The sequence below is a fragment of the Actinomycetota bacterium genome (genome assembly GCA_035765775.1).
Classification (GTDB): domain Bacteria; phylum Actinomycetota; class CADDZG01; order JAHWKV01; family JAOPZY01; genus DASTWV01.
Map to the genome: position 1 here is coordinate 1 of DASTWV010000004.1, position 18,414 is coordinate 18,414.

Annotated in this window: 21 protein-coding genes and 1 tRNA gene; 14 read left to right on the top strand and 8 right to left on the bottom strand. The window is 72.6% G+C overall.

Translation table 11 applies throughout. The features are described 5' to 3' along the window. A partial coding sequence (locus VFW71_00560; GenBank protein HEU5001256.1) for an FAD-dependent oxidoreductase occupies positions 1-921 on the bottom strand: 921 nt, incomplete at its 3' end. Between the two features lie 77 nt (positions 922-998). Here VFW71_00560 and VFW71_00565 point away from each other — a divergent pair. Further along, positions 999-1,071 (top strand) — tRNA-His (locus VFW71_00565). 15 nt (positions 1,072-1,086) lie between these two features. Here VFW71_00565 and VFW71_00570 read toward each other — a convergent pair. Both VFW71_00570 and VFW71_00575 read right to left on the bottom strand, forming a co-directional pair. After that, entirely contained in the window at positions 1,087-1,539 is a 453-nt protein-coding gene (locus VFW71_00570; protein ID HEU5001257.1) for an EVE domain-containing protein, read from the bottom strand. A gap of 161 nt (positions 1,540-1,700) precedes the next feature. Further along, positions 1,701-2,513 (bottom strand): L,D-transpeptidase family protein, encoded by an 813-nt coding sequence (locus VFW71_00575; GenBank protein ID HEU5001258.1) that lies wholly within the window; start codon positions 2,511-2,513, stop codon positions 1,701-1,703. A gap of 33 nt (positions 2,514-2,546) precedes the next feature. Between VFW71_00575 and VFW71_00580 the strand changes: the two genes are divergently transcribed. Then, positions 2,547-3,290 (top strand): M15 family metallopeptidase, encoded by a 744-nt coding sequence (locus tag VFW71_00580; protein ID HEU5001259.1) that lies wholly within the window; start codon positions 2,547-2,549, stop codon positions 3,288-3,290. Here VFW71_00580 and VFW71_00585 read toward each other — a convergent pair. The 5 genes from VFW71_00585 to VFW71_00605 all read right to left on the bottom strand — a co-directional run bounded on the left by VFW71_00585 (position 3,271) and on the right by VFW71_00605 (position 5,947). Continuing rightward, the gene (locus tag VFW71_00585) at positions 3,271-3,681 is read right to left on the bottom strand and encodes a PIN domain-containing protein (GenBank protein ID HEU5001260.1); all 411 of its coding nucleotides are present in this window, start codon (positions 3,679-3,681) and stop codon (positions 3,271-3,273) included. The genes VFW71_00580 and VFW71_00585 overlap by 20 nt on opposite strands. A 6-nt stretch (positions 3,682-3,687) precedes the next feature. Continuing rightward, positions 3,688-3,930, bottom strand: a complete 243-nt coding sequence (locus VFW71_00590) for an antitoxin (protein HEU5001261.1) — start codon at positions 3,928-3,930, stop codon at positions 3,688-3,690. A 128-nt stretch (positions 3,931-4,058) separates the two neighbouring features. After that, positions 4,059-4,412 carry an iron-sulfur cluster assembly accessory protein gene (locus tag VFW71_00595; protein HEU5001262.1) on the bottom strand — a complete coding sequence of 118 codons (354 nt, stop codon included), beginning with the start codon at positions 4,410-4,412 and terminating at the stop codon, positions 4,059-4,061. Positions 4,413-4,982: 570 nt separating this feature from the next. After that, on the bottom strand, positions 4,983-5,330 hold the full coding sequence (locus VFW71_00600; protein HEU5001263.1) for an oxidoreductase: 348 nt from the start codon (positions 5,328-5,330) through the stop codon (positions 4,983-4,985). A gap of 320 nt (positions 5,331-5,650) precedes the next feature. Continuing rightward, positions 5,651-5,947: a ferredoxin family protein gene (locus VFW71_00605; GenBank protein ID HEU5001264.1), complete on the bottom strand. Its 297-nt coding sequence runs from the start codon at positions 5,945-5,947 to the stop codon at positions 5,651-5,653. Positions 5,948-6,101: 154 nt separating this feature from the next. On the opposite strand from VFW71_00605, the gene VFW71_00610 reads away from it, so the two are divergent. The 12 genes from VFW71_00610 (at position 6,102) to VFW71_00665 (ending at position 18,347) form a co-directional block, all read left to right on the top strand. Continuing rightward, on the top strand, positions 6,102-7,118 hold the full coding sequence (locus VFW71_00610; protein HEU5001265.1) for a prolipoprotein diacylglyceryl transferase family protein: 1,017 nt from the start codon (positions 6,102-6,104) through the stop codon (positions 7,116-7,118). Positions 7,119-7,307: 189 nt separating this feature from the next. After that, positions 7,308-8,042, top strand: a complete 735-nt coding sequence (locus VFW71_00615; protein HEU5001266.1) for a hypothetical protein — start codon at positions 7,308-7,310, stop codon at positions 8,040-8,042. 21 nt (positions 8,043-8,063) lie between these two features. Then, positions 8,064-8,921 (top strand): hypothetical protein, encoded by an 858-nt coding sequence (locus tag VFW71_00620; protein ID HEU5001267.1) that lies wholly within the window; start codon positions 8,064-8,066, stop codon positions 8,919-8,921. After that, positions 8,918-9,175 carry a hypothetical protein gene (locus VFW71_00625; GenBank protein HEU5001268.1) on the top strand — a complete coding sequence of 86 codons (258 nt, stop codon included), beginning with the start codon at positions 8,918-8,920 and terminating at the stop codon, positions 9,173-9,175. Before VFW71_00620 ends, VFW71_00625 begins: the two co-directional genes overlap by 4 nt. After that, a complete protein-coding gene (locus VFW71_00630) occupies positions 9,168-9,560 on the top strand; it encodes a TcpE family conjugal transfer membrane protein (protein HEU5001269.1) in 393 nt (130 codons plus the stop codon). Before VFW71_00625 ends, VFW71_00630 begins: the two co-directional genes overlap by 8 nt. A 3-nt stretch (positions 9,561-9,563) precedes the next feature. Continuing rightward, the gene (locus VFW71_00635) at positions 9,564-11,993 is read left to right on the top strand and encodes an ATP-binding protein (GenBank protein ID HEU5001270.1); all 2,430 of its coding nucleotides are present in this window, start codon (positions 9,564-9,566) and stop codon (positions 11,991-11,993) included. Next, entirely contained in the window at positions 11,990-13,516 is a 1,527-nt protein-coding gene (locus VFW71_00640; protein HEU5001271.1) for a hypothetical protein, read from the top strand. The genes VFW71_00635 and VFW71_00640 overlap by 4 nt, the downstream gene beginning before the upstream one ends. Then, a complete protein-coding gene (locus tag VFW71_00645; GenBank protein ID HEU5001272.1) occupies positions 13,513-13,935 on the top strand; it encodes a type II toxin-antitoxin system HicB family antitoxin in 423 nt (140 codons plus the stop codon). Before VFW71_00640 ends, VFW71_00645 begins: the two co-directional genes overlap by 4 nt. A gap of 236 nt (positions 13,936-14,171) precedes the next feature. Next, on the top strand, positions 14,172-15,341 hold the full coding sequence (gene pstS, locus VFW71_00650; GenBank protein HEU5001273.1) for a phosphate ABC transporter substrate-binding protein PstS: 1,170 nt from the start codon (positions 14,172-14,174) through the stop codon (positions 15,339-15,341). Between the two features lie 117 nt (positions 15,342-15,458). Next, positions 15,459-16,463, top strand: a complete 1,005-nt coding sequence (gene pstC / locus VFW71_00655) for a phosphate ABC transporter permease subunit PstC (GenBank protein ID HEU5001274.1) — start codon at positions 15,459-15,461, stop codon at positions 16,461-16,463. Next, positions 16,460-17,458: a phosphate ABC transporter permease PstA gene (gene pstA / locus VFW71_00660; GenBank protein ID HEU5001275.1), complete on the top strand. Its 999-nt coding sequence runs from the start codon at positions 16,460-16,462 to the stop codon at positions 17,456-17,458. Before pstC ends, pstA begins: the two co-directional genes overlap by 4 nt. A gap of 1 nt (position 17,459) precedes the next feature. Then, positions 17,460-18,347 (top strand): phosphate ABC transporter ATP-binding protein, encoded by an 888-nt coding sequence (locus VFW71_00665; protein HEU5001276.1) that lies wholly within the window; start codon positions 17,460-17,462, stop codon positions 18,345-18,347. The last annotated feature ends 67 nt before the right edge of the window (positions 18,348-18,414 follow it).

Below are 18,414 nucleotides of genomic sequence, written 5' to 3' on the forward strand. Positions count from 1 at the left end.
GGTGGTCGCCGATGCCTCCTCGAAGCCGTCGGCGTCGAGCGACGGGGCCCGGGACCCGCCCAGGAGGATGTGCTGGTCGGGGTTCTGCTGCACCAGCGTGCCGACGTCCCGGGGCACGGGCGCGCCGCTGCCATGCGCCGCCACCGTGGCCGGCCCAGGCGCACCCGCCCGGCCGGGGAGGTGCCACCCGGCGGAGACCACGAGGTGGTGCATCAACCCGGGTCGGGCGGCGGTGAGCAGCAGCCAGCCCCGCACCCCCCCGATGGGCAGCGGCTGGGCGACCGACCGGGCCAGCTTGGCTGCCCAGGGGCCGGCGGCATCCACCACGATCTCGGTGGTGATCACCCCGGCGTCGGTGGCCAACCCCCGCACCCGCCCCCCGGGAGCCAGCACCTGCTTCGCCTCGGTGTGGGTGGCCACCTCGGCCCCCGACGCCCGCGCCCGGTAGGCCAGGGCGAGGGTGAGCGCGGCGGGGTCCACCCGGTACCCGTCGCCGATCAGGTAGCCGCCGAGCACGCCCGGGCCGAGCGCCGGCTCCGCCGCCCGGGCCCCGGCGGCGTCGAGGTACTCCACCGGCCGCCCGCCGCGGGCAGCACCCGCCGCCTCCCGGCGGGCGGCCTCCCACTGGTGGTCCTGGGTCACGGCCACCAGCAGGCCCACCGGCTCGGCGTCGAGGCCGATACCGACTTGCGAGCTCTCGGCCGCCAACTCCCGGTAGCGGGCCATCGAGGCACCGGCCAGCGCCCGCAGGCCGGGGTCCTCCGGGGTGAAGATGAGGCCGTGGTTGCGCCCCGAGGCGCCGGCTGCGATCGGGCCCCGCTCCACCAGCACCACGGCGGCGCCGGCCCGGGCCAGCTCGGCGGCGGTGGCGCAGCCGATGATGCCGCCCCCCACGACCACAACGTCGGCGGTCCCCTTCACCGGTGCGCTACCATCGAAATGCTGGAGGTATCCCCGTGCCCAGCGTTAGTCTCCGGAAGGCTCTGCCCCCGGACATGGTGGCCGTAGCTCAGCTGGTAGAGCGTCGGGTTGTGGTCCCGAAGGTCGCGGGTTCGAAACCCGTCGGTCACCCTCAGCACTCCGGCTTCACGCCGCTTCGGAGGCGGCGCTGTCGATCTCGCCCGCCAGCAGCGCGAAATCGGACTCCGGGATCTCGTGGACGTTGCCCTGGAACGCCAGGCGCCAGTGCTCGGCGGGCCACTTGGAGACGTAGGTCATCCGCCGGGCGACGCCCTCAGCGCCCACCCGGCGGTCCTTCGGCAGGACAACGTCCTTGGCGATCGGCACCCGCCACGGGTAGTCCTCGCCGTCCTTCTTGCCCACCCAGATGGGTTCGTGGTCCTCGAAGGCGGACCCGGTGATCGTGGCGTAGCCGGCGAAGGCCTGCTCGCCCGTGATGTACCAGGCGAACTTGTCCCCCGCTTCCATCCGCTCAGCCTTGCGCCGCTGGCGGCTCTTCATGCCCTGGATCGTGAACCCGAGGGCCTCGGTCTTGGCGAAGTTGTCGGGGCTCCCGACGATGATCCAGTAGCTCGGCATGGCTGACTCCCTTCGGGGTGGGCTCCGCATCCTACGCGGCCTGTACCATCCGGGCGTGCTCGAGGTCGATGACCTGACCCACCGCGTGAGCTTCACCGCACAGCGGGCGGCGCCGTCGTGGATCTCCGCCCGGGAGCGCGATGGCCGTGCCCCAGACCCGGTCAGAAGCGGCGGATCTCGGCGGCGGTGCCGACGACGATCAGGGGGTGGGCGGCGGGATCCAACAAGCGCAGGGTGGTGAGCAGCTGGGCGGGCGGGAGGCTGATGCACCCGGCGGTCGGACCGGCCACGTCGTCGTGCAGGAACACCGCCGAGCCCGCCCCCGGCACCGGTGGGTGGGCGTTGTAGTCCACGACCGCGAACGCCTGGTAGGCAACGGTTTGCTTCCAGAGGGCCTCGCTCCCGCCCCCGAAGGGTGGGGTCGTATCGCATGCGACATGCTCAAAGGTGTTGTAGGTCGCCGAGGCGGGATCTTCGTCCCACCAGTCGCCGCACACCAGCTGGTGGTAGCGGTACCGGACCCCGGGATCGGGGGCGATGCCGTACATGACCGCGCCGATGCCGTAGGCCCCGGTGGGCGTCGAGCCGTCGCCCTCGCGGTGGTGGTCCGAGACGCCGGTTTCCCCCAGCCGACCCGACCACGGGCCACCGGCCACGGTCCAGCACGCCCCGGACCGCTGCCAGAGCGTGACGGTCCCGGCGGTGGCGGCGTACGAGGGCGCCACGACGGTGACGAGCTGGGCCGCCCCGTGCGTGTCGGCCAGTTCGGAGGCCAGGCCCGCCGGGCACCCGGCGGGGGCGGTGGCCGGGGCGACCACGGTTGGGGCCGGGGAGGAGGACGACACCGCCGGTGCGCCGACCACGGGCGTGATCGGGGCCGGTGCCGACGGCGAGCCCGGACCGGGTGGCGCCCCCTGCGTGCCGCACGCGGCCAGAAGCACCGCGAGCGCCCCCCACAGCACGGCGCACTTCATCCGCCGACCCTATCCCGGTCGTAGGGTGAGGGCATGTGCCCGGCGGGCCGTGCCGTCGTATTCCTGGTCGTGGTGGCGCTGGCAGGCATCGGCTGCTCCCCAGCACGCCCTCGCCAATCGCTCCCTGCCCCGCCTCCGTCCGCGCCGGCGCCGCCCTCCCCGTCGGCCTCCCATTTGCCCTCCCCCCCGGCCAGTCCCACGCCCCCGGCCGCCTTCAGCGCCACCGTGTCCCAGGAGGACGCCAGCGACCTGGGAGCCACCTGGCACGCCGGCTGCCCGGTCGCGCCCGACCAGCTCAGCGGCATCACCCTCACCTACTGGGGCTTCGACAACCAGCCCCACGAGGGGCGCATCGTGGTGGCCACCTCGGTGGTGCCGGCGGTCGAGACGGTGTTCCGCACCCTGTATGGCGAGCGCTTCCCCATCCGCTCGATGCGCCCGGTGAGCGACTACGGCGGCAGCGACCCCGCCTCGACCGCCGCCGACAACACCGCCGGCTTCAACTGCCGGGATGCCGTCGCCGCCGGGCCGCCCACCTGGTCAGAGCACGCCTACGGGTTGGCCATCGACGTGAACACGGTGGAGAACCCGTACCTGGAGGGCGGCCAGGTCCAGCCCCCGAACGCCACCGCCTACGTCAACCGCTCCGACGTCCGCCCGGGCATGGCGGTGCCCGGGGGCGAGCTGGTGCGAGCGTTCGCGTCCATCGGGTGGGGCTGGGGCGGCAACTGGGCCGGCACGCCCGACTACCAGCACTTCAGCTCGACGGGCCACTGAGAGGGACAACCTCGATCGGGCATCGCGGACCAACGGCCGCGGCCAACCGTGCATCAGCGGTGAGCAGTGCCGCCCCGAGAGCTTCGGCGAGTGCCACGTACATAGCGTCCCATCCCCGTACCGTGTCCCGGAGTTCCCACGCCCGCCCGAGGAGAGCCCGGTGCCCGAACCGCTCCCCGGGCCAAGATTCCAATTCGTCGATCGCCTGCGTCGCGGCGGTGCGGTCAAGGTTGCCCCGGAGAAACTCCCGTCGTACGATCCCGAATACCTCCACATCGATGACGTGCGGAGCGGCCTGATCGGGATCGGCCCGCATGCGACGACCTATGGCCTCAGCCGCCGCCTCCCCGGCAAGGATCTCGAACAGGCACGACGCGTCCAGGACAAGCATCGGCGGTCACCCTTCCGGCCACGGGCCCCGATGCTCGTCCAGCGCCGCCAGGATCTCGGCCCGCCCGATTGACGACGACCTGGTGCGCGTCCGGCGAAGCCACTCCTGCATTGTCGGCCGAGAGGCGAGGCGCACTGCCTCCGCCCGCAGCAGCTCGGGAACGCTGACTCCGGCCTCGGCGGCGCGCCGGACCAGGGCGGCATAGACGTCGTCGTCGAGGTCCCGGATCTGGATGGTCTTGCCCACCATACGATTATGCCAGTCCATGGTGCATGACGACATGCACTATCGCATGTGCGCATGCGAAGTCCCTTCCAGGTACTGCGCCGGACGCGCACCGGCCCCGCCCTCCAGGGCGGGGCCGGCAAAAGGAACCTCTAGTGGAACGAGTCGCCGCAGGCGCAGGTGCCGTGCACGTTCGGGTTGTCGATCGAGAACCCGGACTGCTGCAGCGTCTCCAGCCAGTCGACCTTGCAGCCCCGCAGGTAGGGCGCCGACATGCGGTCCACCCGCACGGGCACACCTTCGATGATGTTGAGGTTGTCGCCCTCCATGGGGCGGTCGTCGAAGTACAGCGAGTAGCGCAGGCCTGAGCACCCACCGGGCTGGACGGCCACCCGCAGGAAGTACTCCGGATTGCCCTCCTGATCCAGGAGCTGGCGTACCTTCTTGGCTGCCGTCTCGGTGAGGTTGATCACCTGCGGCTGGGTCTCAATCGTCCCGGCTTCCAATTCTCGTCCTCCCGGCTCAAGTGCTTCCCGGCAGCTCCGGGGAAGCAAAGACGTTCGGTGCCTTTTCAGGATACCCCCTTTGGCGGGAGGCCCCGCGCGCCGAGATCGCCGCCGGGAACCCGGCAATCGCCCGGAATCAAGGGAATCAAAGTATTCATCCCCTGTTCCCGCAATGTTCCCGCAATGTTCACACAATGTCCGCAGAGCGTCACATACCCGCGCGAGCGTCCCGGCGGGGGGCCTCATTCGATCGCCGGAACCGGACCGCCACGGCCCAGACTCCGGCATCAGCGGAAAGGAGAGGCGATGCAAGGACGAGGAGGGCCACGATCGGGTCCGAAACCCCTAGGAGCTGCCTCCCCTCAATAGTATCCGGCCACCTACCCACCTTGGATACAGCGAGGAGCCTGTTTGTGCACCGGTAAACAGGATAATCCTGCTCAGCGATGCACAAATTTCCTATCGGGCCCCGTCCCGGTTTCGGAAGGGGGTAGCCCCCAGGTTCGGGCCACCGCCAGGTCGAGCTTGCCGGCGATGAGATCGGTCACCGCCTCCGGCCGTGCCCGGCGCTCAGTCCCCTTCGGCGGAGGACTCGGCCTTGAACCAGGCCTCCAGCTCCGCCGGGCTGGGGGCGTCCGGAACCGCCGGTTTCGACGCCCGCCGGCCCCGCATCCGCTCCGGGTACCCGACGATGGCGGCGTCGTAGAAGGGGATGCCCACCTTCTTGCAGAACTGCTCGGCCTTGCGCCGGTCGGAGATCGCCGCCCGGGCGTGCTCGCCGCCCCGGGCCACCAGGAGCAGGGTCTGGTCGTAGGTCGCCGTCTGCGGCTCCAGGTAGCCCTCGACCCCCTGGTGCGTGGCCGCGAACTCCTTGAGCTTCTCCAGCTCGTCGCGGCCAGGCTTTCCGAACTTCGGCATCGCAATATTTTGGCAGAAAAATGGGCCCTCATCGGGCACCCATTGGGTCTCCAGAGGGCCGAGCCGGGTGCTCAGGGGCGGCGCGTGGGCACGAACTTCATCCGGACGATGTCCGCCTCCGCCACGGCCACCAGGGAGCCGTCGCGCCGGCAGACGTGGAGGGTGCGGCCCCCCTCAGGCAACCGGGAGACCCGTTGCAGGACGCCGACCACCTCGCTGAAGGGGTGCCCGGCCTCGGCCTCCGCAGGGCCAAGCCGGTAGAGGATCGACAGCTTTTCGCCGAGGCGGGATTCGAGCGGACGTTGCCCTGTGTCCGCTATTTAGCCCCGCTCCTCGCTGGGCGCGAACGGGCTCTCGGAGGCACCACCGGAGGCATCGGGACGGGCGGCGAACCAATCCGTGGCCTTCTGGAGGAAGCTCTTCCACTCCGCCGGCACGTTGTCTCCCGGGTAGATGGCGTCCACCGGGCACGAGGGCAGGCAGGCATCGCAGTCCACGCACTCCGCAGCGTTGATGTACAGCTGGTCGTCCCCCTCGTAGATGCAATCGACGGGGCACTCGTCGACGCAGGCGCGGTCCTTCACGCCGTTGCAGGGCTCGCAAATCACGTACGTCATCGGCCTCTCAACCTCCCAATGCTGTGAGCCACCCCAAGGTGCCTGCTCCTGGGGCGCATTCTACTCAGAGCCCGTTGCCGACCGGTAGGCCATAGGATTGGCCCCGGTTCCCATGCTCGGCTGGAAAGTCATACCGCGGATCGGCATTGGCCCCGTGCAGTTCTCCCCGCACGGGGTCGGCATCGCGTTCGGGTGCCTCGTGGGGGCCTGGCTGCTGGCCCGCCGGTGCCGGGCCAACGGCATCGACGAGAACCATGCCTGGAACACCGCCGCCTGGGGCGTCGTCGGGGCGATCCTCGGTGCCCGCATCGCCTACGTCGTCGGGCACTTCAGCAGCTACACGTCCCCGGTGCAGTGGGTCGAGATCTGGAAGGGCGGGATCTCGTTGGTCGGGGGCCTGCTGGGGGGCACCCTGCTCGCCTGGCTCTACTTCCGGCGCAACAGCCTCGACTTCTGGGAGTTCGCCGATCTCGGCGCCCCGGGGCTGGCCATCGGCATCGCCCTGGGCCGCTCCGGCGACCTGGTGATCGGCGACCACCTGGGCAAGCCGACGCACTTCTTCCTGGGCTGGGTCTACAAGGGCGGGACGCTCATCTCGCCACCGCCGTGCCTGACCCCCTCCGGAGGGCACGTGTACCCCACGGCCTCGGGCTGCATCGTGCCGGGCATCGAGGTCTACCAGACCGCCCTGTACGACGCCCTGTGGTGCCTGTGCATCTTCGGCATCCTCAGCCTTCTCGGCCTCAAGCCCCGCAAGAAGGGCCTGCTCTTCTTGGTGTGGGCGGGGCTGTACGCCGCCGGCCGCATCGCCACCGACTTCCTCCGGGTGGACAAGCGATGGCTCGGCCTGGGACTCACCGGGAGCCAGATCACCTGCATCCTGGTGGTGGCCCTGGTGGGATTCCTCATCGTCCGCTACCAGGGGGCGCCCCCCGGCCGGAAGGGCCGGGCCGGCGCCCGGACGACCCGGATCGAGGCCACCCCCTTGCCCGCCGGCGGCTCTGACGTCCCCGCCGCCGAGTTGGAGCCGGTCGGGACGGTGCGGGTCCTGGTCGCCGATGATCCGGACCCCGAGGAGTCGCCGCCCGATAGCGACTCGTTGTTCCTGCCCGACGAGCCCGACCCGCCCCCAGCCGGCGACCCCCCGGAGACCGCCCCCGTCGAGGATTAGCTTCAGGCCGCACATCTCTGTGCTCCGCTGCTCATGGATGGCCCCTCTGCACCACGACTTCGATCCCAGCACATCTCTAGGCACATCTAGGGGTTGACATCGGTCTCGTCCCTCGCTAGCATGCCTCTTGTGATGCGCACCCATGCGAGATCAAGCACTACTTGCCGGTTCCTGCGGCTTGTTGCCATCTTGATACTCGAGGCTGCGTCGCTGCCCGCCTTCCTGCGGCTCGGGTCGCTCCCCTTCTTCATCACCCCCGGTCTGCGCATCGATGGGTGGGGCACCTGGCTGGCCACCTCACCGCCCGCCGATGCCGTGGCCGCGGTGCTCAGATTGGTCGCGGTGGGCCTGACCGGTTGGCTCCTGGCCGGCACCGCCCTCTACCTGACCGGCCGCCTGGCCCGGCTCCCGGGCCTCGTCCGGGCGGCCGGTTGGGCCACACCTCGGGGGCTGCGCCGGCTCGTGGACGCCGCCCTCACCGTGGCGGTGACTGCCACCGTCACAGGGGGCACGGCCTTTGCCGCCGGGCCACCCGCCCCCCCGCCCCCGGGGGTGGCAAGAGTCACCGCCACCGCCAGCCTCCGACCGCCCCTGCCCCGAACCAAAATCTCGTCTTCGACGGAGGTCCCCGCCCCCACTCCCGCCCCGACTCTGCCCCCGGCGGCATCCGGACCCCCGCAGGAGAAGAGCCCGGCACCGGCCGCTCCGCCCGGCCCGCACGTCGTCCTGCCGGGCGAGAGCCTGTGGAGCATCGCCGCCGTAACCCTCGCCGCCGGCCGAACCAGCGCCCCCTCGCCGCCGGGCCCGGAGCAGGTGGCCCGGTACTGGGTGGATGTCGTCGCCCGCAACCGGCCCCATCTCCGCTCCGGCAACCCGAACCTGATCTTCCCGGGCGAGCCGGTGACCCTGCCGCCGCTGCCCTGACCGACACCCTCAGGAGCCCCCGTGGACACCGCTTCTTCCTTCTCTTCCTTGCACGCGCCGGCTTTCTCGCCGCCCCAGCTCGCCCTCCTCCGGGTCCGGGTGGCTACGGGGATGCTGTGGGTGCTGATCGCGCTCGCCGCCTTGGGGGGCATCCGGGGCCTGGCCGCCCATCCCGCCCCGGGGACCCCGCCGCCCGCAGCCCCCGACGGGCTGGCCGGCTTTGCCGAGCTGTACGTGGCCGCCTACCTCGAGGCGGGTGCGGGCCAGGAGCCGGTGGTCGCCGCCTACTATCACGGGCCGCTGGACCTGTCGGGCGTCACCGCCGGCGCCCGGTACGTCGCCCGGGCGGCGACCGTTGCCACCCGGGAGCTGGCCCCGGGGTACTGGGCGGTCACCGTCGGGGCCGACGTCCTGGTCGCGGCCCCGGGCGGCTACCAGCCCGGGGGGACCCAGTACTACCGGGTGGCCATCCAGACCGCGCCCGCCGGCCTGGTCGCCACCACGCTGCCCGCCGCCGTGCCCGCTCCGGTTCCGGCCCCAGAACCCGCCCTCGCCGTCCCTGCCCTGCTCACCGGCACAGTCCCGGACCCGGTCCTCAGCGCCCGTATCACCACCTATCTCCAGGGCACCCTGGCCGTCACGGCCACGGTCGGCGCGCTGGCGCTCGCCCCGCCCACCGGCACGCACCGGCTGGCCGAGGCCCGGGTCACCGCCACCGATGCCCAGGGCATCCCGGTGCTCCTCGACTACACCGTCGAGCTCCGCCGCACGGCCGGCGCCTGGGCCGTCGCTGCCGTCCTGCCCGCACCCCCGCTCGCCGCAACCCAGCCCGACCGAGGTCCCGGCACCGGACCCGACAAGCAAGGAGGTACGCAGTGATCCCGTGGATGACCGGCAAGCTGGCCGAGATCCGCCAGCTCATCCAGGCAGGCCTCGTCGTGGCGGGGATCCTGTTCATCGGACACGTGTGGTGGAAGACCAAGGCGCTGGTCCCCACCATCGGGGCGGTGCTGCTGTCCGGGCTGGTGCTGTGGAGCACCGCCAACATCGAGTGGTTCCAGAACGAGATCGGCCAGGAGATGCACTCCCTGCCCGCCATCAGCGGGCGCACCGGGGGGAATGCCGGTGCCTGATGAGATCGCCTGCCGCTCCTACACCCACGCCCGGCGGTACCCGTGGGTGATCGGCTCGATCGGGGGCTGGCAGCTGCCCACCCAGTTGAGCCTGTCCCAGCTCGCCGCCATGGGACTCACCCTCCTGGTGCTGGTCCAGACCCGGGCACTGTGGGCGCACCTGCCCCGCATGGGGAACCTCCTGGTCGAGGTGTCCCTCCCGGCGGTTGCCGCCTGGGGTGCCCGGCACCTGCAGGTCGAGGGGCGCAGCCCGGTGCGGGCCCTCCTGGGCGCCCTCATGTACCTCAGCTTCCCCCGGGCGGGACGCATCCACGGACGGCCCCGGCGCAACCCCGGGCCGGTCCGCCTCACCGCCCGGCTGCCCGTCCAGCCCACCCTCCGGTAGGTCGTGCACCTCCCAGCCCGAGCCCTCGCCGGCAACCTGGTCTGGACCCGGTACGGCGGCGTGTGGGCGGTCTTTGCCGTGGAGCCGGCCGTCTATGCCTGGCTGTCCCGCCACGACCAGCTCGACCTCCACCGCCGCACCCGGGCGGCACTGGTGAGCACCGGCGGCGAGACGCTGCTGCTCTCGCTGTGCGCCCCGCTCGCCCCCGCCGAGCTCACCGCCCGGATGAGTGCGGGCGCCGTCCCCCTGGACGCCTGGCGCACCCTCTGCCGGCTGGCGGGCGAGGCGGCGTGCGACCTGGACCCAACCGAGCGCCACCTCTTCCTGGCGGCCGAGCTTCCCGCCGGGCCGGTGGCCTGGACCGCCCGGTCGGTGGCCGGTTCGACCATCGCCGGCTTCGCAGGCGCGTTCGGGCTCCCGCCCGGTCCGGTCCGGGCCGGAGAGCGGGCACGACGCGGCGAGCAGGCCGACCATCTCCGCCGGCGGCTGGAGCTCCTGCTCCCCGTGCGGCCCGCCACCGCGGGCGAGGTGGCGTGGATCTACCGGTCCGCCCTCCTCCGGGGCCTCGGCCAGCCGGCCCCGCAGCCCGATGTCCCCGCTGTGGGCGGCCCCGCCCTGGTTGCCCTGGCCGACGCCCTGCTCCAGGAGGGGGGCGACCCGGCGGACGTCGACCGCCCCCGTCACCGGCGCTACCTGCGGGTGGAGACCGAGGCCGGGGTGGCATACCAGGCCCTCCTCGCCCTGTCCGGGATGCCGCACCGCTTCACCTTCCCGGGGGGCGGCGGCGAATGGCTGGTGGCGGCCGAGCAGTGCCCGTTCCCGGTGGACTGGGGGGTGCGCATCCGGCCGGTGCCCAACCAGGCCGCCCAGGCTACGGCCCGCCGGCAGGCCCGCCAGCTGCGCAGCCAGGTGGGCGAGTACGCCGGCGACCCCGCCGGAGCGCCTCCCGGGCTGGCCGACGCCATCGACGACCTCGGCCACCTCCGGGCCGAGCTGGCTGCCAACCCGGCGGACGCCGAGTTGCGGGTGACCACCGCCTTCGCCGTGTCGGCGCCCACCCTGGCCCGCCTGGAGGAGCGGGCCGCCGCGCTGCAGGCCCGCTACGCCGCCGGCGAGTACCAGCTCCACCGCCCCACCGGCGGGCAGCTCGGCCTGCTCACCGCCCTCCTGCCCGGCTCGCCGCTCCGCACGCCGGCCACCGACTACGTCCACCACCTGCTGGCCGGCGACCTGGCAGCGGGCATGCCCTTCGGGGCAGCCGACCTCGGCGATCCCCAAGGCATGCTCCTCGGCTACTGCCCCGACGCCGGGACCTTCCGCCCGGTGCTGTTCGACCCCGCCTACGGGCCCTCGGTCAACCGCTCCGGTTCGCTGGGCGCGTTCGGGGCACTGGGCAGCGGCAAGAGCTACTTCGCCAAGCTCGCCGTCCACGCCACCCTCGCCCGGGGCGGCCAGGTGGTGGTGCTGGACCGCACCCCGTCGGCGGAGTACGCCCGGCTGGCCCCGGTGCTGCCCGGGCGGGCGCAGGTGGTGTCGCTCGCCCGTGCCGGGGGCGTCTGCCTGGACCCCCTCACCGCCTTCGCCGGCGAGGACCGGGTGAGCGTCACCCTCGCCTTCCTGACCCTGGTGACCGGGGCCGCCCCCGGCGGGCTGCAGGGCCTCGCCCTGGCCGAGGCGGTCGAGAAGGTGGCAGCCCGCCGGGACGGGAACCTGGACGGGGTCCTCGAGGAGCTGGAGCGGGCCGCCCCCGCCGACCCCCACGCCGAGCAGGCCTGGCGCATCCTCCGCCATGCCCGGCGCAACCCGTTGGCCCGCTTCGCCTTCGGCCCGGGCGACCCGGTGGCGCTCGACGCCGACTACCTCGTCTTCCACGCTCCCGGCCTCAGCCTGCCGGACCGGGAGGTCGCCCTCCGGGAACACCTCGCCCAGCATCTCCTACCGGACCAGGTGCTCTCCCAGGCCCTGCTCTACCTGGTGGCCGCGGTGGCCCGGGCGGTGGCCTTCGCCGACCCCCGGCGCTTCGGCGCCGCCCTGTTCGACGAGGCCTGGTGCCTGACCTCCTCGCTGCAGGGGCGGGCGCTCCTGCTCGACGGCATCCGGGACGGGCGCAAGCACAACGCCGCCATCTGGCTCCTGTCGCAGCACCCCGACGACCTGGGTGACGACCAGCTCGCCCACCTGCTCGGCCCCCGCTTCGCCTTCCGGCAGTCGGCGCAGGCCGCCCCGGCGGCGCTGCACTTTGTGGGCGTCGAGCCGAGCGACGAGGCCGTCGGCTTCCTGACCGCCGCCCCCGAAGGGGCCTGCTTCTTCCGGGACGTGCGGGACCGGGTGGGCCGGCTGCAGGTGCTGGCGTCGATGATCCCCGAGCTGCACGCCGCCTTCGACACCAACCCGGTTGCCCAGGTTCCTGCCGCCGGGCCGGGCGCCGCATGAGGGTGGGCCGCCACCGGGTCGCCGCCCGGGTCGCCGCCCGGGTCGCCGCTGGGATGGCCCTGGGGGTCGTGGCGCTGCTGGCGTTCCTCGCCGCCCCGGCGGGAGCCCAGACCCCGCCCGCCCCGGGCCCGGGCGGGTCGCTCATGGAGACGGTGATCCCGCAGCCGTCGTGCGGCCCGGCCGCCGTCTCCGCCACGGCGCTCCCCCTCAGCGACTACACCATCGACTACGACGAGGGCGGCTTCACCGCGGTGTCCCGCAAGGCGGTGGGGACCATGACGGAACTCACCTTCGCCACCGTCCGCTGGGTGGTCGGGGTCGGGATGTGGCTGGTGGGCTGGGCCTTCTCCTTCGGTGTCGCCAACCGGCTGGCGGCCCCGATGGCCACCGTGGCCGGCCGCTACCAGTCCGGCTTCTACGCCCCGCTGGTGGGTTCGGCCCTCTTCCTCTCCGCCGCCTACGGGGCGGTGCAGGTCTTCCGGGGGCGGCTGGGGCGGGGGGTCGGCGAGTTCGCCCTCTCGCTGCTGCTGGCCGCCGCCTTCGGGACCTGGTTCCTGGCCAGCCCCAAAGGCTTCCTGGACACCGCCTTCAGCACCACCGCCCACCTGGCGGGGTCGGTGGCCACGGTGGCCCTCGGCACTGCGCCGGGATGCCCTGCGTCCGGCGGCCCGGGATCCGGGAGCTTCACGCTGGGCGGCCTCGACGCCGCCGTGGCCCCGCTCACCGCCCAGGTCGAGCAGGCCTTCGTGCGGCGCCCCTATGAGCTGCTGGAGTGGGGCCAGCCCGTCCCGCCGGCGTGCAGCCGACCGGAGGACCTGATCCTGGCGGCGGGGCCGGGCGGCGACCGGGACACCATCGTCACCCTTATGGACACACCGGCCTGCCACGCCCTCTACGCCTTCAACCGGCAGCCCTCCACCGAGCGCCTCGGCGTCGCCGTGCTGGTGCTGGTGGCCGGCAGCATCCTGGTCGTCTCGCTGGGCATGGTCGCCGGCACGGTGGTGGTGGCGCAGGTGGTGGCAGTCGGCCTCATCGCCGTCATGCCCTTCGCCGCCCTGGGCGCCGCCCTGCCCCGCTCCGGGCGGGTGGTGCTGTGGGCGTGGGCCTTTGCGCTGCTGCGGGCCCTGGTGACTGTCGTGGTCATGGCCGCCTTCCTCACCTTCCTCCTGCTGGCGGCGGATGCCCTGTTGGGCTCCGGGCAGGGCCAGTCGCTGCTGGCGCAGATGGCGGTGCTCAACTTGGTGGCCGTCCTCGGCTTCACGCTGCGCCGCCGGGTGCTGCGCTCCGGCCAGCGGGCGGCGGCCACGCTGACCCGGCGGATCCCCACCTTCCAGGCCGGCCTGGCGGTCGCCGCCGGGGCCACGGTGCTGGACTCGGTGGCCCCCGGATTCGCCCGGGCAGCACGGGCTCCCGGCGTAGCAGCCGGCATGGGAGCCGCCGACCCGATGGCAGCGCAGGTCCGGGCAGCGGTGGAGCGGGCGAGGAGCGGAGCGACTGCGACGGAACTCACGCGAACCGCATGAATGTGCGGGGGGCGCTTAACCTGGTCGAGAAGAATGGCTGGCATCTGGTGAGAGTCAGCGGGAGCCATCGCCAGTACAAGCACGACCAAACTCCCGGGGCTGGTGACAATTGTCGGCAAACCAAAGGACACCTTGCACCCCAAGACGTTTGCGAGCATCCTGAGACAGGCTGGAATGAGGGAGCGCCAATGATCGGCCGGTACCTCGTCGTCATCGAGGGGAACGCATCCTCGAACTATTCGGCATACTCGCCCGACCTTCCGGGGGTCGTTGCGACCGGCCGAACACGTTCGGAGTGCGAGCGGCACATGCAGGAGGCCATCGCCTTCCACATCGAGGGTCTTCGTGCGGAAGGTCAACCCGTCCCGGCGCCCATCAGCACCGGCGTCTACGTCGACGCACCGTCCGCCCCGCAATGAACGACCGCCAGTACCTGGTCGTCATCGAGGAGGTCACCGTCGGACCGGTTGCTGAATAGTTCACCTATTTACGCATCAGCGCGCTCTGCCCACGGTTGACACCCCTCGGCTGACTTTCTACTATAAGGACCGACCAAATGATGTTTGGTCGGCTCCCGGGTCGCCCCGGGTCATGGCGTGCACGTCGGCGGGCCAACCCCCGGCGCAGATGTCACCTCCGGGGAGGGCCCTTGACCGTGCTCGAACGACGCCCCAGCGTGCCCAGCCGGCCCGCCCGTCCCGCCCGTCTCGCCACGGTGATCGTCGCCGCCGGGCTGGTGGCCGCCGGCTGCAGCTCCACCAAGAGCGCGGGCACCTCCCCCACGGCGTGCCCGTCGTCAACCCCTCCGGCCCTCAGCCCGGCCTGTGACACCAGCGGCCCGGCGGTCACCCTCAACGGGGCCGGGGCCAGCTCGGCGTCCCCCTTCTTCACCACGGCCTTCTACACCTACCGGTTCAGCAACCGGGGCGTGAAGGTCAACTACAACCCGGCCGGCAGCAGCGTCGGGGTCAGCGACATCCAGCAGAACACGGTGCAGTTCGGCGACTCCGAGATCCCCATCCCCGCTCCCGCTTCGGGCACCGCCGGGACCATCCTGCAGCTCCCCGTCGACCTCGGCGGGGTCGCCCTCGCCTACAACGTCACCGGGGTGGGCGCCGGCCTGAAGCTGGACGGGCCGACCCTGGCCGGCATCTTCCTCGGCACCATCAAGACCTGGAACGACATGGCGATCACCGGCCTCAACCCCGGCATGTCCCTGCCCGGTACCCCCATCGTGGCGGTGCACCGGGCGGACTCCTCGGGGCCGGGCTACGACCTCGACCAGTACCTGATCGACGCCGGCGGGTCGGCCTGGACGGACAAGATCCAGACCACGAAGGCGAGCACCCACTGGCCGGTGGCGGAGATCGGCGTCGGCCAGCAGCTCAACACCGGCGTCGCCGGCTACATCCAGCAGACCAGCGGGGCCATCGGCTACGTCGAGCAGGCCTACGCCGCCGAGGCCCATATCACCAGCGCAGCCCTGAAGAACGCCAGCGGGGCATTCGTCACCCCCTCCCCCGCCTCGATCGCTGCCGCCGGGGCGCAGGCCAGTGGTCTCTCGGCCACCAACTTCACCATCGTCAACGGGCCCGGGGCGGACACCTACCCGCTGGCCAACTTCTCCTGGACGCTGCTCTACCAGAAGCAGGCCGACGCCGAAACCGGCATCGCCCTCGGCAAGCTGTTCGACTGGGTGACGACCACCGGCCAGCAACAGGCGACCTCGACCGGCTACACCCCGCTGCCCGCCAATGCCGTGGCCCTGGCGCACTCCACCCTCCAACAGCTCGAGAACGCCAGTGGGCAGCCGCTGTTCTCCTGACCGCTCCGCCCCGGGCGCCGTCAGTTCTGTGTACTTCTTCGATTCTGTGTACATGGGGGGGCTCCACATGGCATCTCATGTAGACAGAAAAGGCGCGGCCTCCAGGACCCGGGTGCCATGAGCATCTCGCTCCTCGAGGAGGTCCCGCCGCCCCGCCGCTCCCCCATCCCCGGGGTGCGGGAGGCGATGGAGCACCGCCGCCAGCAGCGGGGCGGGCGGGCGTACACGGCGGCGGGCTGGGCGGGGGCGGTGCTGTTCCTCGCCGTCGTCGTCGCCCTGGTGGTCAGCCTGGTGGCCAGCGCCAGCCCGGCGTTCGCCCACTCGGGGATCGCATTCCTGTGGGGGGGCACCTGGGACCCGGTGCACACGGTGTTCGGGGCCGGGGTTTTCGTGGTCGGGACCTTGATCACCACGGCCGTGGCGCTGGTCCTGGCGGTGCCGATCGGCGTCGGCGGGGCGGCCTTCCTGGCCGAGATGGCGCCCCGGCGCCTCGCCCAGCCGCTCGGGGTGCTCATCGACCTGCTCGCCGCCGTGCCCAGCATCGTCGTCGGCCTGTGGGGTCTGCTGGTGCTGACCCCGGTGTTCACCCACCACGTCGAGCCCTTCCTGGGCCGGGTGCCGGTCGTGGACCTCCTGTTCCGGGGCCCGGCCCTCGGCTCCTCGATGCTGCTGGCCGGGGTGGTGCTGGCGGTCATGATCCTGCCCACCATCGTCGCCCTGTCCCGCACCGCCCTGGGCGGGGTGCTGGACGCCGACCGGGAGGCGGCGATGGCCCTGGGCGCCACCCGCTGGCAGGTCACCCGGCGGGCCGTCATCCCCGGCGCCCGGGGGGGCATCGAGGCGGCCGTCACCCTGGCCACCGGGCGGGCGCTCGGTGAGTCGATCGCCGTGGCGATGGTGATCGGCAACCGCTTCGCCCTGCCGCACAGCGTGGGGACTGCCCTGCTCTCCCCGGGGGCGACGCTCGGCTCGGCGGTCATCAACACTTTCGCCGGGGCGACCACCGCGCTAGAGCGCAGCGCCATCATCGGCCTGGTGGTGGTCCTGTTGGCCATCAGCGCGGCCGTGAACCTGGCCGGGCAGGTGCTCCTGCGCCGCCGGCGGCGCCGGGAGGGACCATGAGCGACGGGGGCGGGCTCGAGGTGCTCGACGTTCGGCCCGAGCTCCTGCCCGACGAGCCCCTCCCCCCTGCCCTGGCGGCGGGGGCCGCCGAGCGCCGTCGGGCGATCCGGGTGGCCGCCGCCCGCACCCTGGGCCGGCGCCAGGCGACCAAGCGGGTGGCGACCGTGCTGTGCGCCGTCGCCACGGCGGTGTGCCTGGCGCCCCTGGTGGCGCTCATCGCCTACACCACCGCCCGGGGCATCCACGCCCTCAGCCTCGGGTTCCTCCTCCACGAACCCACCCCGCCCGGCATCCCGGGCGGGGGCATCGCCAACGCCGTCGTGGGGTCCCTGCTGATCGTCGGGCTGGGGGCCACCCTGGCCATCCCGCTCGGCATCCTGGCCGCACTCTTCCTGTTCGAGCGCCGGGGCATGTTCGCATCGGCGCTCCGCCTGGCGGGCGACGTCCTCGCCGGCGTGCCCTCGATCGCCATCGGGATCTTCGCCTATGCCGTCGTCGTCGAGCCGCTCGGGTTCTCCGCTCTGGCGGGCAGCGCCGCCCTCGGGGTCCTGATGCTGCCCATCGTCATGCGGTCGGCCGAGGCCGCCATGCGGTCGGTGCCGGTGGACCTGCGGGAGGCCGCCCTGGCCCTGGGGGCCCGGCGCTCCCGGGTGGCCCGGTCGGTCGTCCTGCGGGGGGCGCTGGCGGGCCTGGTGACCGGGTCGCTGCTCGCTCTCGCCCGGGCCGTGGGCGAGACCGCCCCCCTGCTGTTCACCGCCTTCGGCAACCAGTTCTTCAATCTCTCGCCCACCCAACCCACCGCCGCCCTGCCGTTGGTGATCTTCTCGAGCGGCACCCAACCCTTCCCCGACGCCCAGCAGGTCGCCTGGGGCACGGCCCTGGTGCTGCTGATGCTGGTCCTGGTGCTCAGTCTGGGCGCCCGGGCGATCGCCGGCCGTCTGACGAGGACCGGGCGTCGGGCGCCGGGCATCACCGAGATTGCCGAAGGAATGTGAGATGGCCGTGACCGAGTCCGCCAAATCCACCGGGCCCACCGCCCCAGCCCAGACCGCCCCTGCACCGCCCGAGGCTCCCAAACGGCCCCCCACCGCCCGGGAGCGGGTCGTCGAGGCCGAGACCGCCGTCGCCCTCGAGGGGGTCGGGGTGCGCTTCGGCGACCACCAGGTGGTGCGGGACGTCACCCTGAACCTGGCCCGCAACAAGGTCACCGCCCTGGTCGGGCCGTCGGGGTGCGGCAAAACCACCATCCTGCGGGCGATCAACCGGCTGCACGACGCCACCGGCGGCACGGTCAGCGGGTCGATCCGGGTGGGCGACCTCGACGTCTACGCCCGGGACACCCGCCCGGAGCTGGTGCGCAGCCGGATCGGCATGGTCTTCCAGCGCCCGAACCCCTTCCCGACGATGAGCATCTTCGAGAACGTGGTCTCCGGCCTGCGCTTCAACGGGGTCCGCAGCCGGACGATCCTGGGGGAGGCGGCCGAGGCTGCCCTGCACCACGCCGCCCTGTGGGAGCTGGTGAAGGACCGCCTGCACGCCCCGGCCGCCGTGCTGTCGGGCGGCCAGCAGCAGCGCCTGTGCATCGCCCGGGCGCTGGCGGTCGAGCCCGAGGTGCTGCTGATGGACGAGCCGTGCTCGGCCCTGGACCCGGTGGCCACCGCCAAGATCGAGGAGTTGATCTCCCGGCTGGCGGTCGACGTGACCGTGGGCCTGGTGACCCACAACATGTTCCAGGCCCGCCGGGTGTCGGACTACACCGCCGTGTTCCTGCTGGGCGAGGACCGGGCGACCGGCGAGCTGGTGGAGTACGGCCACACCGAGCACATCTTCGAGGTCCCGATGGACCGGCGGACCCACGAGTACGTGACCGGGCGGGTGGGGTGAGCTCCGGGGAGCGGGTGGCTCGAGCCGTGGGTGCAGGTCGATCACCATCGACCGGTCGCTTTGGATG

Excerpts from the sequence above, each read along its gene's own strand:
- VFW71_00570 (HEU5001257.1), bottom strand. The coding sequence starts at position 1,539 with ATGCCGAGCTACTGGATCATCGTCGGGAGCCCCGACAACTTCGCCAAG.
- VFW71_00575 (HEU5001258.1), bottom strand. The coding sequence starts at position 2,513 with ATGAAGTGCGCCGTGCTGTGGGGGGCGCTCGCGGTGCTTCTGGCCGCG.
- VFW71_00580 (HEU5001259.1), top strand. The coding sequence starts at position 2,547 with ATGTGCCCGGCGGGCCGTGCCGTCGTATTCCTGGTCGTGGTGGCGCTG.
- VFW71_00585 (HEU5001260.1), bottom strand. The coding sequence starts at position 3,681 with ATGCTTGTCCTGGACGCGTCGTGCCTGTTCGAGATCCTTGCCGGGGAG.
- VFW71_00590 (HEU5001261.1), bottom strand. The coding sequence starts at position 3,930 with ATGGTGGGCAAGACCATCCAGATCCGGGACCTCGACGACGACGTCTAT.
- VFW71_00600 (HEU5001263.1), bottom strand. The coding sequence starts at position 5,330 with ATGCCGAAGTTCGGAAAGCCTGGCCGCGACGAGCTGGAGAAGCTCAAG.
- VFW71_00605 (HEU5001264.1), bottom strand. The coding sequence starts at position 5,947 with ATGACGTACGTGATTTGCGAGCCCTGCAACGGCGTGAAGGACCGCGCC.
- VFW71_00640 (HEU5001271.1), top strand. The coding sequence starts at position 11,990 with ATGAGGGTGGGCCGCCACCGGGTCGCCGCCCGGGTCGCCGCCCGGGTC.
- VFW71_00645 (HEU5001272.1), top strand. The coding sequence starts at position 13,513 with ATGAATGTGCGGGGGGCGCTTAACCTGGTCGAGAAGAATGGCTGGCAT.
- pstC (HEU5001274.1), top strand. The coding sequence starts at position 15,459 with ATGAGCATCTCGCTCCTCGAGGAGGTCCCGCCGCCCCGCCGCTCCCCC.
- pstA (HEU5001275.1), top strand. The coding sequence starts at position 16,460 with ATGAGCGACGGGGGCGGGCTCGAGGTGCTCGACGTTCGGCCCGAGCTC.
- VFW71_00665 (HEU5001276.1), top strand. The coding sequence starts at position 17,460 with ATGGCCGTGACCGAGTCCGCCAAATCCACCGGGCCCACCGCCCCAGCC.